Here is a 15,783-nt window from a genome sequence, read left to right as displayed (position 1 = left end):
TTAAAAAATATATTGATACTGAGTAAGTTTTCTCTTTTTACAACGACATACCGTCCGTGATTGCAATATGTTTTTTCAATCGTAAAAATCGTATTGATAAAAAAATGGACACTAAGCTGAGGCCAATAATTAAGCCTGTCCAGATACCAGGAGCTTTCATATCTAAATTAAAGGCTAGGAAGTAGCCTATGGGCAAACCCACTACCCAATATGCAATACCTACCAGGAAGGTCGGAATTTTCACATCTTTCGCTCCCCTCAATAGTCCAACGGAGATCGCCTGCGTGGCGTCGGATATTTGGAAAATAGCTGCAAAGATCAGTAAGTAGGAAGCTAATTTTACCACTTCTACATTATCATTAAAAAGCATTGGTAAAAAGTCGTTAAAGGATATGAAAATTACAAAACAGAGAACGCCGTAACAAAGCGCCGTCAGGATACTGCTCTTGCCAATAGTCAGAATATGGTTCCAATCGTTTCGACCGTAAGCATTGCTTACGCGGATCGAACCTCCTTGAGCCAATCCCATGGATACCATAAAGGTAAAAGCGGCACAGTTCATGGCTATCTGATGCGCTGCCTGTTCGACAGCGCCAATGGTACCAACCAATATAGCGGAAACAGCAAAAACCCCAACCTCCATACCGGCCTGTAAACTGCTGGGTATACCGATCCTCAGCAATTCTTTGATCGTATGCCAACTGAATTTCCAGTGTGTACGACCAGCGGCCATGTAACGTTTAAAAGTTTTATGTTTAAGGATTGTAAAGGTTAGTGCTAAAAATATAAGCGTTCTGGTAATTAAGGTTCCCCATGCCGCTCCTACCAATTCTAGCCTTGGCAGCCCCCAATTTCCAAAAATCAGTAGCCAGTTAAGAAATGCATTGAGAGGCAAAGCAATAAGGGATAGCGTCATGGCTGTTCGTGTATATTCCAAGCCGTCGGTGAACTGTTTTAAGGTCATGAACAGCATCATGGGAATAATGGATATTCCGATAATTCTTAAAAAGGGGACGGCCATTTCGGCTACTTCCGGATCCTGCTTTAAGTGGAACAAGATATCTTTGCTGCATTCTAATCCGAGTGAAATGATGATGGCCGTAAATGAGCAAAGGATAAACCCATTGTATAAATAATGAGAGACCTTTTGGGCGTCATTTCGCCCGTGGGCCATGGCTACCATTTGAGAAACGGACATCGTCATGCCTATCCCTAAGACAAAAGGGATGTTCACGACACTCATTACCAATGCCGCAGCTGCAAGTTGCTTATAGCTAACAGAGCCGACCATGGCAGTATCGATAAGGCTTAATGCCATTTGTGCCAATTCACCTAAGATTATAGGGCCTGCAAGTTTCAAAGTCTTGCCCGCCTCATTACGAAGCAATCCTAATCCGTGCATATTGATAGAAGAAGAAAAAGCTTGTTGTAACAACAAGCGTATTATATGACCTCAGTTTTATTGTAAGATGACGTTTCTCCTATCCATTATCTTTATACTCGGGAGAAAAATAGGAGAAAAAAAAATCCCTGCATAAAATAAGCAGAGATTGAAAGCGGTCCGGACGGGACTCGAACCCGCGACCCCATGCGTGACAGGCATGTATTCTAACCAGCTGAACTACCGGACCTAAACATTAAATTTTATAAAGAACTTCGAAAGCCTATTGCTTTCTTCTCAGCGGTCCGGACGGGACTCGAACCCGCGACCCCATGCGTGACAGGCATGTATTCTAACCAGCTGAACTACCGGACCTACTTCCCCTCTTTTGAGGACTGCAAATATAGCGCGTTTTTTTAAAATTAAAATCTTTTTGTTAAAAAAATTATTCGAGACCGCCTTCTTTCATTTTTTCAGCATTTTCAGCAAATTGAAGCGCATCGATAATTTCCTGAATGTCACCATCCATAATAGCCGGAAGGTTATACATGGTCAAACCAATACGATGCTCGGTTACCCGCCCTTGGGGATAGTTATAGGTGCGTATTTTGGCCGAGCGATCGCCGGTAGATACCATCGTTTTCCGTTTGGCCGCAATATCCCCGTGTTTCTTTTGTACTTCCAGTTCGTATAATTTAGTCCGTAGCATCTCCATCGCTAGCTCACGATTCGCTAGCTGTGAGCGCTCTACTTGACATACAACTACAATCCCCGAAGGTTTGTGCGTTAATTGCACCTTCGTTTCTACTTTATTAACGTTCTGACCACCGGCACCTCCCGAGCGGGATGTTTGCATTTCAATATCAGCAGGATTGATTTCCACATCCACCTCCTCTGCTTCGGGTAGTACTGCGACAGAAGCGGCTGAAGTATGTACTCGGCCTTGAGTCTCCGTATCCGGTACGCGCTGTACGCGATGTACGCCTGATTCATATTTTAATTGGCCATAAACGTCTTCACCACTTACTTTTAAGATAACTTCTTTATATCCTCCTGCAGTACCTTCCGTAACATCCATTACTTCGACCCGCCACCCTTTCTGGTCAAAATACCTAGTATACATACGATATAAATCACCTGCGAATAAAGCAGCCTCGTCCCCACCGGTCCCCCCTCTGATCTCGAAAATGGCATTTTTGGCATCCTCCGGATCTTTGGGAATCATCATAAGTCTTACTTTTTCTTCTTTTTCTTCTTTCTGAACAAGTAAGGCATCTAAATCTTCTTTGGCCATCTCCCTCAGTTCCTGATCCTTCTCATTGGCTAGTATATCCTTATTGGTTTCTATATTGCTGATGATATTTTTGTAGATATAATATTCATCAACGATTTTACCTAAGTCTTTATATTCTTTGTTAAGCTTTGCAAAACGCTTCATGTCGTTTACGGTATCCGGATTGCTCAATTCACGTTCTACTTCTTCCCAACGTAATTTTATCGCTTCTAACTTCTCTAACATACTAGTATGATTTGCTTTTTCACCCCGTTGGGCAAAAAGTTTACAAACTTAGATAAAATGCTTTTCATATGCAATTGCGATAGTTAGCCAAAAAAACTTACTTTTGGGTAATTATAAACTTAAAAGCCTTATTATGCAAGCGATTGAACGCAACAAACTTTTTGTAGCAAGCTGTTTAGCTTTGCTGGTAACCTCTCTTTCTTTTGGTATAAGGGCAGGTATCATGAATCAGCTAGTTATCGATTTTCATTTGAGCACAGCGGAACTAGGTGTCATTACGGCGTCTGCATTTTGGGGTTTCCCCCTGGCGATTATTATCGGCGGTTTTGTGGTGGATGCTATCGGAATGAAAAAGCTACTAGTGGTGGCCTTTATACTGCATTTGTCAGGAATATTATTAACGGTATTTGCAGCCGGTTATTGGACACTGTTTATTTCAACACTACTGATAGGTATTGCTAATGGTACGGTTGAAGCGGCATGTAATCCCTTGGTTGCTTCACTGTATACTGATAATAAAACAGTTAAATTGAACCATTTTCACTTGTGGTTCCCTGGTGGGATCGTTATTGGTACCCTCATCGTTTTATTGTTGAATACGCTGGAAATTGGCTGGCAGTGGCAGGTGGCGATTATGATCATTCCTACGCTAATCTATGGTTATCTGTTTTCCTCTTTAAAATTTCCGGTTACAGAGCGTGTGGCTTCCGGATATTCTACAACCGATATGTACAAAGCGGTACTATCTCCTCTATTTATCGTTATGTTGATCTGTATGTTTGGTACGGCAGTCACTGAGTTGTTTACCGGGCAATGGATAGACGTGCTGTTGAAAAATTTAACAAATAATGCCATCCTCATATTAACACTTACTACCGGTGTAATGGTAGTGGGGAGAGGTTTGGCAGGACCTATTGTACATCGCTTGTCGCCACAGGGTGTGTTGCTTTTATCAGCAATGGTTTCGGCAATAGGCCTATACCTTCTCAGTACCTTAACCGGTAATGCTATATTTTTTGCGGCTATTGTTTTTGGTATAGGGGTTTGTTATTTCTGGCCAACGATGATCGGCTTCGTCGCAGAACATATTCCTCAATCCGGCGCATTAGGATTAAATCTAATGGGAGGCGCCGGAATGTTCGCCGTATCTATTTATAGTATTTTTATGGGGAACTTTTACGATGGGTTGGTACTAAATTATCTTCCTGCCGGTGCTGACCTTGCCACTTATTTGAGCGCAGCGGAAGGGACATCGATGAATCAGGCACTCAATCAGGCTAAAAGTTTAGCAGGACCGGAGGTAATTAGAATTACACTCGTTATTCCCATTGTATTGACCATTATTTTTGCCGGATTGGTTTTATATCTGCGGTCGAGAAAAAAGATAAAAACACCACCCGCCTTGCAAGCGGATATATAGCGAATAATGTGTTAGCGTATGAAAATGATAAGGAGGCGTCACTATCTGCTAATAGGCTGGTAGTGGCGCCGGATATTCGGTTAAGGCCGTAACCATGTAAAGCTATCGTGTTACCTATCACCCTTCAAATGTTTTTAGTTCCAAATTATGCCCATCAAAAACAGCATATGTGTTGTAGTTTACCCATTCGCCAAGGTTGATGTATCGACTGTTGTTCCCCAGATCGATGTCTAAGGGTAGATGCCGGTGACCAAAAACCAAATAATCGAAATGTTCTTTTTGTAATACTTCTTTGGAATATACAATCAGCCATTCTTGTTCAGCTTCCTTGCGCCATTCTTTCTTATTATTGGCGATTCGACTGTTTTGCGACCACCGCAGCGCGATTCCAATTCCTAGATTGGGGTGAATGCGGGCAAAGAGCCATTGGCAAAATTTACTTCTAAAGAATTTTTTAAGAAACTTGTATTTAGCGTCCCCTGGGCCCAGGCCATCTCCATGATGCAGATAAAAACGCTTTCCTTGCCGTTCAATAATCAATTCGTCTGCTATAATTTTAGCCCCAAGCTCCTTTTGAAGATAACTGAACATCCACATGTCGTGATTGCCCTTGAAGAACGTGATCTTGATTCCGCTGTCTGCTAATTCTGCGAGCTTACCTAAAAATCGAACAAATCCTTTCGGTACGGCTGTTGCATATTCGAACCAAAAATCAAAAATATCTCCCAAAAGGTAAAGCTCGGCGGCATCATGTTTAATGGATTCAAGCCAGCGAACCAGTCGGGCCTCCCGTTCACGGCTTTTCTCATAGGTTGGCACGCCTAGGTGAAAATCGGAGGCGAAATATATCTTTTTGTTTTCTACCATCGACGCGAAGGTAACCAAAAGCAAGCTTATTTAAAAAGCTTGCTTTTGGGATATGGCTTCTGCTTATCTGTATAATAGGCTAGGATTATAGGAAGGCTTCCCTTAATCAAGTTTTTGGCAAGTGAGATGAAACTAAAAATTATCAAGCCAAAGCGAGAAAGAAATAAAACCTTCGTTTTACAGTGAGCTGTTATTCGGAAATCAGTACCGCTGTTTGTTTCACGTTCCAACCTGCGTTTGTCAAAACAACTTGTTTGCCTCGAGTTAGCGCAGGATCAATACTTATCATGACCGTCTTTTTTTCGCCGGGGACTACCGATAAATAATTGTCACTATAAAAAGTTGGCAAGATCCGTTGGTGCGTACGATTGTCGACCAAAGCAAGCCGGTTGAAAAAGGCAATATTATCGTGTTCATTATTGGCCAGTGTGACCGCATATTCTCCAGGTGTGATTTGTTTGACTTGAATATCGAGCTTACAGTTGGCCATATCTGTTAAACCGCTATAATAACCTTTCGCATCAGGCAACCAATAGAAATTGTCGCTTAATAGGTGTTGCCCTGCATCCATTAACTGTAGACGCAAAAAAGCCCCTTTGTCTTTTGCCAATTCGTCGATTTGCTTTTTGATGGACATGATTTTTTTAACAGATGAAGGTTCCATAAATGCAAATACCTTTGTTATTGGATAAGCTTTCCCTTGCATGTCGTATGCATGAATAACAAGCATTATATTGTTACGTTTTTCAAAATGGTTGTTGACAATGGAAACAAAACCGTCTACTGGATTATACATAGCATGTAATGGTTCGCTGCCACTCCTTAAGCCATAAAGACCAGCATTTGGATCGAGGTAATAGTCGTACATTTGACCGCGCAAGGAAGTCCAGGGGTTCTGCGTCTTCCAGATGATTGTACCCGTATACCAATCCCACATATGGGCACTAAAGCCCTCCATCAGGCCCCTGTATTGATTATAATTGACTAGTTGCGCCTTGTTTGCGAAATCTTCCAAATTGTTTGTTTTTCCATAAGGCGCTATATGTTCACCATAGCCAATATAGGTGTGATATTGCCAAACCGAGTCTACGGTTTCCTGTACTCGACCCTCGGCGTTAAAGCCCGTGAATAAGGGTGCAATTTGATTTTCTTCCGGTAAAAATCGCTTCAATGATTCCAGGTCGCCCACACCAACGGAGCCAACTTCCGAATTAAAGGGCCAGGTCTTATCAGCCCAAAATGTTTTGATGTCCTGTATTCCGTATGGGCCATCGCCGTTCCCACCAATGTCGTTTTGCGACATAGCATCTGAATTGGAATAATCAACAAACCATCTGGTGCCATCCAATTTCGGCAAGATGGAATCCCGGAGTGGAACTAAAATATCATCAGGAGGTGTGATTTCGTTACCACCGCAATAAAATGCTAAAGAGGGATGGTTTCGAATCATTTTGATCATATTGGCAGCAGATTCAAGAAATAATTGATGGTCATCCGGGTATTGTCGCCTTGTCCATTGATCGTCTTTCTTCAATGGATCTTCCCATCGTCCGTTACAATCGCCGGACATCCAAAAATCCTGAAAGACAAGTAGCCCATAACGATCGCAAGCTTCGTAAAATTCCGGTCGCTCCACCAACGCACCACCCCAAATTCGAATAAGATTTAGATTCATATCCCGGTGAAAGCGAATTTCGGCGTCATAACGTTCTTTTGAGAAGCGAAGCATCGCATCTGAAATGATCCAATTGCCACCTTTGATGAATATTTTTTGACCGTTAACCGCTACCTCCCGGCTACGTGTATGTGGATTCCAGTAGGTTTGAATCTCCCGGATACCTATTTTCAGATCTTTTTTATCACTAGTGGTTTTGGCTGCATTGGGTACAAAACTTAGCTCCATGGGATACAAATAGGGTTGTCCATAATTCGATGGCCACCATAACTTTGGGTTCTTTAAGATTAAATCCGGGAGTTTTATTTCCTTTTCTTCCTGAGGACGAAGAGTAACACTTTGCTTAACTAATTGTCCATCTAAGCGATACTGCAGCGCGCCACTTATAGGTCTATTGGCCGCGTTGCGCAAAGTTGTGGAAACTTTAATAATGGCAGGTTGCTGGATGCCACTGGTTTCCCTTTTTCCGGGAACTTCCGTAATGATATGGGGATCGATAATGGAAATAGCACCCGTTTTTTCAATCGTTACTTTATCCCATATGCCGGTATTTCTATCCCGTATAGGTTTAATCCAATCCCAACCAGCAGTGTATTGTAACCCAACATTTTTGGCGATGGTGCCATCTCCGCCTTGTCCGCCATTTGGATTGCCTACAACGTCAGGTGGGTACACAATGACGGCTAACCTGTTTTTGCCATTTGAAGCAAGGAGCTTTGTAATATTGAATCGCTTGCGGATATACATCCCTTTGAAGGGTTTAGTATTCACTTTTTTACCGTTGAGAAAGATTTCACAACTATAGTTGATTCCTCTAAAATGCAACCATACCTGTTTATCGCCGGTTGGAATGCCTTCTTCAAAATCATTCACGAACCAATAGGTGTAATAATCCCTGCCAACTGTATAAATATCCGGGATCTTGTTGTTATTCATGCCAAAAAAAGGATCCGGAATCTCCTGATTGTTCAGCATACCGGTCAATACTGTTCCCGGTACAGTGGCCGGCTTCCAACCTTGAATGACTGAAGAAGGATCAGAAAGTTTCTCACCCGACAAGGATACTTCTTTGTAGTTCCTGAATATCCAACCTTTGTTCAATTCGTATGATTGTGCAAAGGAAAATAAGGAGAAAAGCGTGAGAAGAGTTAGTAAATAAATCGTTTTAGTCGACGGTAAAGCGGTATTCATTTGTAAGTTTTATTAAAACAGTTTGGCGGAAGCTTTTTCCTTGGCAAACCTAAGGATTTATTGTAAAAATAAGGAAAGGAATCGATTCCGTATTCAAAAGAGGCTTTTTTATTTGTAATATTGAACAAATAATTCACAATGTAAATTTTATTTATTCAACATGGTAAAAACGTACTCAGGATTGTTGCTGCTAGCATCTTTTTTGATGGCATGCAACAATAATCAAAAAACCATCGAACCAGCTACAGCTATGAAATTAAAGCCTTATCCAAAAACAAAAAAGATTGATCTTGTTGACGATCATTTTGGCACGAAAGTTCCTGATCCATACCGTTGGTTGGAGAACGATACAGCGGCGGATACCAAAGAATGGGTGTTAGCCCAAAACGAAGTGACAAATGACTACCTTTCTCAGATTCCCTTCCGAGACGCCATCAAGCAACGTTTGGAGAAATTGTGGAATTACGAGAAAATATCGGCTCCCTTCAAAGAAGGCAATTATACATACTACTTTAAGAATGACGGACTCCAAAATCAATCGGTTATATACCGAGAAGAAAAAGAGGGTAAGAGTGAGGTGTTTTTGGATCCCAATAAATTTTCGGCCGACGGAACCACATCTTTGGCAGATATCAATTTCAGTAAAGATGGAAGTTTAGTAGCCTATCAGGTTTCAGAAGGCGGTTCCGACTGGCGCAAAGTAATTGTTTGGAAAGCAGAAGATAAATCAGTCGTAGGTGATACATTGATCGATGTTAAATTTTCAGGCTTGGCTTGGAAAGGCAATGAAGGATTCTATTACAGTAGCTATGACAAACCGAAAGAGGGGAGCGCGCTGTCGGGTTTGACACAATATCATAAATTGTATTTCCATAAACTAGGCACTCCCCAAAGTTCAGATGAACTGATTTTTGGTGGCGAAAGTACGCCGAGGCGATATATCGGGGCTTATTTAACTGAGGATGAAAGGTTTTTGGTTATCACGGCAGCAAATACCACAAGTGGCAATGAATTGTATATCCAGGATCTAAGCAAGCCGGATTCTAAAATCGTTCAGGTAGTAGATAATTTTGACAAAGAACACAGCATAATCGATAACGAAGGAGACTCGCTATTTATCTTAACAAACTTGGGGGCACCAAACTATAAAGTGGTAACAGTTGATATTAACGATCCAAAACCCGCCAACTGGAAAGATTTGATCTCGGAAACCGAAAATGTGCTGAACATAAAGAAAGGCGGCGGCAAATTGTTCGCCATTTACTTAAAAGATGCTACGTCTTTGGTAAAACAATTTGATAGGCGTGGCAAAGAAGAGCGAATCGTAGAATTACCTGGACTTGGTACGGCCAATGGCTTTGAGGCAAAACAGACCGAAAAGGAGCTTTACTATTCATTTACATCATATGTATATCCACCCACCATTTTCAAATATGATATAGCTTCCGGTAAGTCGACGATATACAAAAAGCCCGATGTGTTGTTCAACCCTGAGGATTACGAATCCAAACAGGTGTTTTATGCGTCTAAAGATGGCACGAAGGTTCCGATGATTATAACCTATAAAAAAGGGATCGTACTTGATGGCAGCAATCCAACGATGTTATATGGATATGGCGGCTTCAATATCAGTCTAACGCCTTCCTTTAGTGTATCAACAGTTTTATTGTTGGAACAAGGAGGTGTTTATGCAGTAGCCAATTTGCGTGGCGGCGGCGAATATGGAGAAAAATGGCACTTAGCAGGAACTAAATTGAAGAAACAGAACGTGTTTGATGACTTTATAGCCGCCGCCGAATACCTCATTAAAGAAAACTATACATCAAAAGAGCGTTTGGCAATTTCCGGTGGATCCAATGGTGGTTTACTTGTCGGCGCCGCTATGACGCAACGACCGGATTTATATAAAGTCGCCTTCCCTGCGGTGGGTGTTCTGGATATGTTACGTTATCACAAATTTACGGCCGGCGCTGGTTGGGCCTACGATTACGGAACCGCGGATGATAATAAAGAAATGTTTGATTATTTGTATAAATATTCGCCCTATCATGCATTAAAAGAAGGGATTGAATACCCGGCAACGATGGTAACAACAGCCGATCATGACGACCGAGTTGTGCCTGCTCATAGTTTCAAATTTGCGGCGCGCTTGCAGGAATACAATAAGGGAACCAATCCGGTATTGATTCGAATCGAAACGAAGGCCGGACACGGTGCAGGTAAACCAACAGCTATGATTATTCAGGAACAAGCCGATAAATGGGCTTTTATGTTTCAGAATATGGGGGTTGGGTATAGCGAATAAATGTGAAATATAGAACTAATAAAAGAGGGGAGCTAAAAATTCGTTTTTAGATCCCCTCTTTTGTTTATCAATACACGGGTTTTACTGTGTACCCTCTTTTTCTCAAAAGATTAATAACACCTTTATCCCCAGCCAAATGACCAGCCCCAAAAGCAAAGAAGGTGGCTTGAGATTTTGCACTTTCTTCTATAATGGAAATCCAATTGACGTTTCTATTGTACAGCATTAGGTCTAAATAATCCTGCATGAGCGGATCAGTTATCGTTCGACTGTGCAAGGTGTGGATATCCTGGCTTTTATAAAGGTTGATAAGCTCGTTTATTTCCGTAGCCGTGCTGTCCAAATTAAATACCATTTCTTTTAGTTGTTCTGCTTGAACTTTATAAGGAATCGTATCAAAAAGCGCAGCCTGGCTCTCTACCGTTTCTAAGCCGGCGATATTCATACCTTTGGCTTTTGCTAAATCCACCAATTGCAATTCCCAGCTAGCGGGCTGACATTGTAATGCACCCATTAAAACAATGGAATATAGGCCAAAGGGCTTCATGTTATTTAGCGTTTCCAGACGAATATGCGCTATTTTTTCCAGGCTGTCACTTACTTGGCGATAGGTTAGGCTATCATATAAATCATGGTATGTCTTGCCTCGCATGCGCATATTTTCCATCATTTTCATACCGATCTGAGGATCCGAAAAATCCAGCTCAAGGTATAATTGTTGACTTGCTTCGAGCTTTTGCTTGAGGGCCTCTGTAAAAATTAAATCATTCGGACATAAAAGATGGAAAGTGCCAAACAGGTAAGAGGGGGTCGAAAGGCCATTTCCCGTGAATTCCCAAAGCGTCGTCCGATCTGTTGATGTTTGTGCTTTCGATGTAATAACGAAAGAAAACCATAGGAGCCCGATTAATAGAACAAATCGTTTCATAACATTCTTATTCTTGATGCATTCTATTCATCTTCCTTCAAATTTTCATTGTCCAGATCCTCCAAAATCTTATTGACGTCTGCTTCGGTTTCAGTTAGTTTACTTTTGCAGATTTTGATTAACAATGCCGCACGCTTCACTTTGTTTGAAAGCTCGTCTACCGTAATTTCTCCATCTTCGATTTCTTCCACAATTGTCTGAAGTTCTTCAAATGCTGATGTATAGCTTAATTGCTTATCCATTTTATTTCTTTATTTCGTTTACAAAAGTAACCTGACTATCTGTTTCGCCAAATGCTAAAATCGTCTTTACCTTATCGCCCACCTTCAAGACCTGCGCATCAGTTACAGCTTTTCCCTGAAAAAGCATGATGCTATACCCTCTTTTCAGTACATGTTGTGGGTCGAGTATAGATAGGTGGCGCTCTTGATTGTCCAGTGATTTAATCGCTTCCACTAATAATCTCTTGGTGCCAGGTGCTAGATTTTTATGTAATGTTGTGAGAGCTGCATGGTGCTTTTTTGCGATTTGATGGCTTTGGCGGATTAGTTGATCTCTGATTTGCCGAATTACCTGTCTTGAACGCTTGCTTAAATGGAGGTTCTCACGTTTCAATCGTTGTCCTAGAAAAGTGATGGCCTGTTTTTCTTCCATTAAAGTGCGCTTTGACTGCGTGGATAATTGGCTTTTAAGGCGTTGAAACGATCCTTTCTCCTGGATCAGTTGATATTTGCTTTGTTGAAGTGTACGGTTACGTAAATTCGCTAATTGATGCTTGTTTTCATGTAACATATTCAAGCTCGCCATTCTAAAATAGCGGATGTTGTTATTTAGCAATTGTTGCTGATTATCGAAGAGCTGCCGCGTTTTCAATCGAAGTACCTGTTCCGCATAGGTTACCGGGCGAGCAAAGTTGTGAAAATGTTGTAAAAGATAATCAGCCAACGCGCTGGGCGTGATGGCATTTTTATAGGCAACTAGCTCTGAAACGGTCTCATTGGTCGCATGGCCAATTCCGGTTATTACAGGGATAGGAAAAGTGGCAATGGCTTTCGCTAATAACACATTGTTGTAAGAGCTTAAACCAACCTCTCCTCCACCTCCTCTTATGATCGCAACGACATCAAAACGTTGCAGTTGTAAACGGATCTTGGCTAGCTGATCGATGATGGAGATCACGGATTTTTCACCCTGCAAAAGAGCCGGGAACAACTCGTACTCGAAACGATAACCGAAAGAATTATGATCGATAATCTTTAAAAAATCGGCTAAGCCTTTACTCGTTTCTACCGAAACGATGGCGATACGTTTAGGCAGTAAAGGAAAAGGCAACAGTTTGTTTGCCTCAAAAAGGCCCTCTTCTTTCAGCAAAGCAATACTGGCCTGTTTTTCTCGTTCCAATTCTCCTAACGAGTACGAAGGGTCGATATCGACAATATGTAGGCTCAATCCATGTACAGGATCGTAGCTAATTGATGCTTGTAAAAGTATATTGATCCCATTCTTTAATGGCTCTTTAATGATTTCGACAAAACGCTGATTAATACGCTCATAGTCGCTTTTCCATAATGTTGCCCGAATTTCTGCAATGACCTTTCCCTCTTGCTTCTCCAACAGCTCGGGATAACAATGACCTGAATGAGAATAGTGATTTAGTTTGTTCATTTCAGCCTTTATCCAATACAAGCTTTTATAGCGGTCTGCTATTGTCTTTTGGATGCTGCGAGCTACCTCCGCCAATGAAAAGATAGTTTTATCTGCAATTATTTCGGGCATACTCAAACTTAGATAAAATGCACGACATTCGCGAAGAGGAGTTGATTTTTTACACTACGCTATAGTGTAGATTCTTAAATAGCTTGCAGAAATACCAGTCTAAAAGCGTCGATTGTATGAAGTACGCTTCGACTAACGACCTCCCCACTAAAATAGTTTTAAGGCTATCCTTAATGTATTTGTTTGATTGAGGGGCTGGGCAGCACTTCTTGAATGCGCATACATTAGTCGGATCATTTTCCATTGTAAACCAACATGCAATTCACTGTAATTACTTAATTCAGACGTGTGTAGGTAATGCAATCCAATAAGCTCTTCAAGCTTCAGCTTTCGTAATAGGGGCACCTTACTGACGAACATACCGCCGAGATTATACTCCATATGGGCTTCCACGAAATTGGATGGAGTGCTGTACTGATAATAATCTAAGGCTAAAAAGGAACTTAGCTGCTGGTCAACGAGTAAGATTCTATTTCCATTAAAGTGTTTGTAATCCGGATAAAAAAGCTGCTTATTGTTAAAAAAGCTTCCAGCGGTAACTGAAAAGGACACCTTGCCGTATAGACCTAGGCCCATATTGTTTTTTTGAACACTTGTGGTAAGCAAATCGTAATCGACATCTGAGCCTAAGACATTCTTAATGCCTTTAATATATTGGATACCAAAGGTTGGATATTTAGAAACCAGATAACGTTTGCCCGTTGGGTACATGGCATAACGATTTGAAAAGTCATAACTTAAACCGACCCGGACTTTTGTGGATTTATTGTCTGTGAAAAGCGGAACGTCGGCGTCCGGTTGTAAGGGATTGTTGGAGGTAAGCTTATTTGAATTGCGATCCCGGAACGTAAAATCGCTAGCATTGGGTAGCCAATGGCGGTTTGACCATTCCGCTTGCAGGCTGATTTTAATATTGCCCGGCAAGGTATTGCTCCACGCTATGGAAGCAAAGGTTTTTTCGTAGAGTTTTTGATAATTTTCCCCGACAAATAAGGTGTACAGGCTATTTAATAAAGTGGGAAGTGAACCCTGGTTGTTTAGATCGAGGACATCCCTACCGCCAGATAGTACGAAGGTTTGATTCTTAACAGGAAGATCCGTGCTCACGATACCATTGAGGTGTTTGTTTGCAAATCCATATCGAATGCGTCCATTTATACGAAAATATCGATTTAGCCCGCTGTCGAGTTGTCGATTGTAATTTATACCGTAATTAATCGCCAAACCTTCAACGCTATTAAAGAGCATTGATGTTAAGAGGCCGTTAAAGCGAATGGATTCTTTCTTATAACGATTGCGGTAGTTATACCCACTCGTTAGAAATGTCAGTGGTTTGAAGCGATTATTCTTTCTGTCGATGGAGTCCAAATACGCTTTCGATTGATGAAAACGATATAAACTATCTTTTGCTATATAGTCTTTTTGTTCTTCCGGACTTAATGGAACTGGCCTGTTCTTCGCCCAATACAGGCTGTCTTTCTTATTCACGTCTCCACTTATAGATAATACCTCCCGAAAAAGTCTCTTATCGGGCGCATCGATAAAGGTATAGTTTTGATAAATAGCCGTAAAATAACCACCAACTTGAAAGCCAAGTAGACCAGCCTTAAAATCCAATTGGATATTAGAAGGCATCCATTTGTTTTCCGTTACTTCTGTATAAAGCTGTTTGAGATTCAACGAATCGACAAAGTTGATGCTCGACTCCTTATCAAGTAGAAAATTCACACTATGAATACGCCATTCACCTTCAATAATATATATATTGCCTTTATAAAGTGGCTCTGCCTTTCTTTTAGGAATTACTTTAATTTTGATAATCGTCTTCCCTTTCTCTTCTGCGGTGCCTAGATATTGATATCGATAATATGCTAAAGCATTATCGGCAATGGGAGAAATAAAGGGCCTGTTACTCAAACCTTCAACAATATGTTGGTAGTTCTCGTAAAAATTAAGTTGAAGCTCAGAGGCCCTATTGAAACTAAAGGCTTTATTATCGCCTGAAATTTTGGAACTGATCATCTCTTCCTTGAAATCCTTGGGCGGATTGACGGTAATCTTGGACTCCGATTCAGATAAATAAATGATGCCTCTTCTTGCAGAATCCAGGCCAATTTCTTCTCCAATTTCGTTCATATCAACACCAAAGAATTTCTTTGGTGCTTTAAGTAAACGTTGCAAGCCTTTTATATATACATGTGCGTGATAGGGGCCTGTTTCTTTTAAATAATAGGGCCTTTTCTTTATTGCCTTTCTAATGATGGAATAAGCGGGGTCTTCCCGGTTTCCGATAACTACCTCCTGTAATGTGTAAATCTCCCCATCTAAGTGAATGATAAGACTGTCGTGTTGAGGCGGTTTCACGGTGATTGTTTTTTGCTTGTAGCCAACTGCCGAAATACTTAATTGGTGCCGGCCTTCCGGTAGCGATAGGTTAAAATGTCCCTCTTTATTTGCCGAGGTGCCAATCGAAGAGCCTTCTTTAACAATAGTCGCAAATGGTATCGGAAAGCCATCAGCATCGCGTATCGACCCTTTTAAAGTTAGTTGTTGAGCTGCGGCAATATTTGTAAACAGAAAGAAAATAAGGGTAACGATTCGATTCATCAGCATATGAGATATGCTCTTAAGATGGTCTGCAAGCTTGAAAGGTTACATTTATTTTTGTTAAAGTATGTTAATAAGGGTTTACGTGCTAAACCCGATATAACGAGATGAGCA

Annotated in this window: 10 protein-coding genes and 2 tRNA genes; 2 read left to right on the top strand and 10 right to left on the bottom strand. The window is 41.2% G+C overall.

Features of this window, described 5'->3' with window-relative positions; genetic code table 11:
* Positions 1 to 37: 37 nt before the first annotated feature.
* The 4 genes from M1D52_RS24055 to prfA all read right to left on the bottom strand — a co-directional run bounded on the left by M1D52_RS24055 (position 38) and on the right by prfA (position 2,900).
* Entirely contained in the window at positions 38 to 1,438 is a 1,401-nt protein-coding gene (locus M1D52_RS24055; RefSeq protein ID WP_437394177.1) for an MATE family efflux transporter, read from the bottom strand.
* A gap of 119 nt (positions 1,439 to 1,557) precedes the next feature.
* Positions 1,558 to 1,631: transfer RNA gene (locus M1D52_RS24050), tRNA-Asp, on the bottom strand.
* 51 nt (positions 1,632 to 1,682) lie between these two features.
* A tRNA-Asp gene (locus M1D52_RS24045) sits at positions 1,683 to 1,756 on the bottom strand.
* Between the two features lie 70 nt (positions 1,757 to 1,826).
* Positions 1,827 to 2,900 carry a peptide chain release factor 1 gene (prfA, locus tag M1D52_RS24040; protein ID WP_013664739.1) on the bottom strand — a complete coding sequence of 358 codons (1,074 nt, stop codon included), beginning with the start codon at positions 2,898 to 2,900 and terminating at the stop codon, positions 1,827 to 1,829.
* Between the two features lie 133 nt (positions 2,901 to 3,033).
* Between prfA and M1D52_RS24035 the strand changes: the two genes are divergently transcribed.
* Positions 3,034 to 4,320 (top strand): MFS transporter, encoded by a 1,287-nt coding sequence (locus M1D52_RS24035; protein ID WP_437361141.1) that lies wholly within the window; start codon positions 3,034 to 3,036, stop codon positions 4,318 to 4,320.
* Positions 4,321 to 4,437: 117 nt separating this feature from the next.
* Here the strand turns inward: M1D52_RS24035 and M1D52_RS24030 are convergent, their stop codons facing one another.
* Both M1D52_RS24030 and M1D52_RS24025 read right to left on the bottom strand, forming a co-directional pair.
* Positions 4,438 to 5,187: a UDP-2,3-diacylglucosamine diphosphatase gene (locus M1D52_RS24030; RefSeq protein WP_041387168.1), complete on the bottom strand. Its 750-nt coding sequence runs from the start codon at positions 5,185 to 5,187 to the stop codon at positions 4,438 to 4,440.
* 190 nt (positions 5,188 to 5,377) lie between these two features.
* Positions 5,378 to 8,053, bottom strand: coding sequence for a glycoside hydrolase family 2 protein (locus M1D52_RS24025; protein WP_437394178.1), 2,676 nt, complete (start codon positions 8,051 to 8,053; stop codon positions 5,378 to 5,380).
* Between the two features lie 160 nt (positions 8,054 to 8,213).
* Between M1D52_RS24025 and M1D52_RS24020 the strand changes: the two genes are divergently transcribed.
* Complete coding sequence (locus M1D52_RS24020) at positions 8,214 to 10,358, top strand: prolyl oligopeptidase family serine peptidase (RefSeq protein WP_013664743.1); 2,145 nt, start codon at positions 8,214 to 8,216, stop codon at positions 10,356 to 10,358.
* A gap of 67 nt (positions 10,359 to 10,425) precedes the next feature.
* On the opposite strand, the gene M1D52_RS24015 is transcribed toward M1D52_RS24020, so the two are convergent.
* The 4 genes from M1D52_RS24015 to M1D52_RS24000 all read right to left on the bottom strand — a co-directional run bounded on the left by M1D52_RS24015 (position 10,426) and on the right by M1D52_RS24000 (position 15,669).
* Positions 10,426 to 11,286, bottom strand: coding sequence for a TraB/GumN family protein (locus tag M1D52_RS24015; RefSeq protein WP_437394179.1), 861 nt, complete (start codon positions 11,284 to 11,286; stop codon positions 10,426 to 10,428).
* A 23-nt stretch (positions 11,287 to 11,309) separates the two neighbouring features.
* On the bottom strand, positions 11,310 to 11,528 hold the full coding sequence (xseB, locus tag M1D52_RS24010) for an exodeoxyribonuclease VII small subunit (RefSeq protein ID WP_013664745.1): 219 nt from the start codon (positions 11,526 to 11,528) through the stop codon (positions 11,310 to 11,312).
* 1 nt (position 11,529) lies between these two features.
* Positions 11,530 to 13,062 (bottom strand): exodeoxyribonuclease VII large subunit, encoded by a 1,533-nt coding sequence (xseA, locus tag M1D52_RS24005; RefSeq protein WP_437394180.1) that lies wholly within the window; start codon positions 13,060 to 13,062, stop codon positions 11,530 to 11,532.
* Positions 13,063 to 13,209: 147 nt separating this feature from the next.
* Positions 13,210 to 15,669 carry a DUF5686 and carboxypeptidase regulatory-like domain-containing protein gene (locus tag M1D52_RS24000; RefSeq protein ID WP_437394181.1) on the bottom strand — a complete coding sequence of 820 codons (2,460 nt, stop codon included), beginning with the start codon at positions 15,667 to 15,669 and terminating at the stop codon, positions 13,210 to 13,212.
* Positions 15,670 to 15,783 lie beyond the last annotated feature (114 nt).

Source organism: Olivibacter sp. SA151, from assembly GCF_054130995.1.
This window is presented reverse-complemented; position numbering and strand designations above follow the sequence as displayed.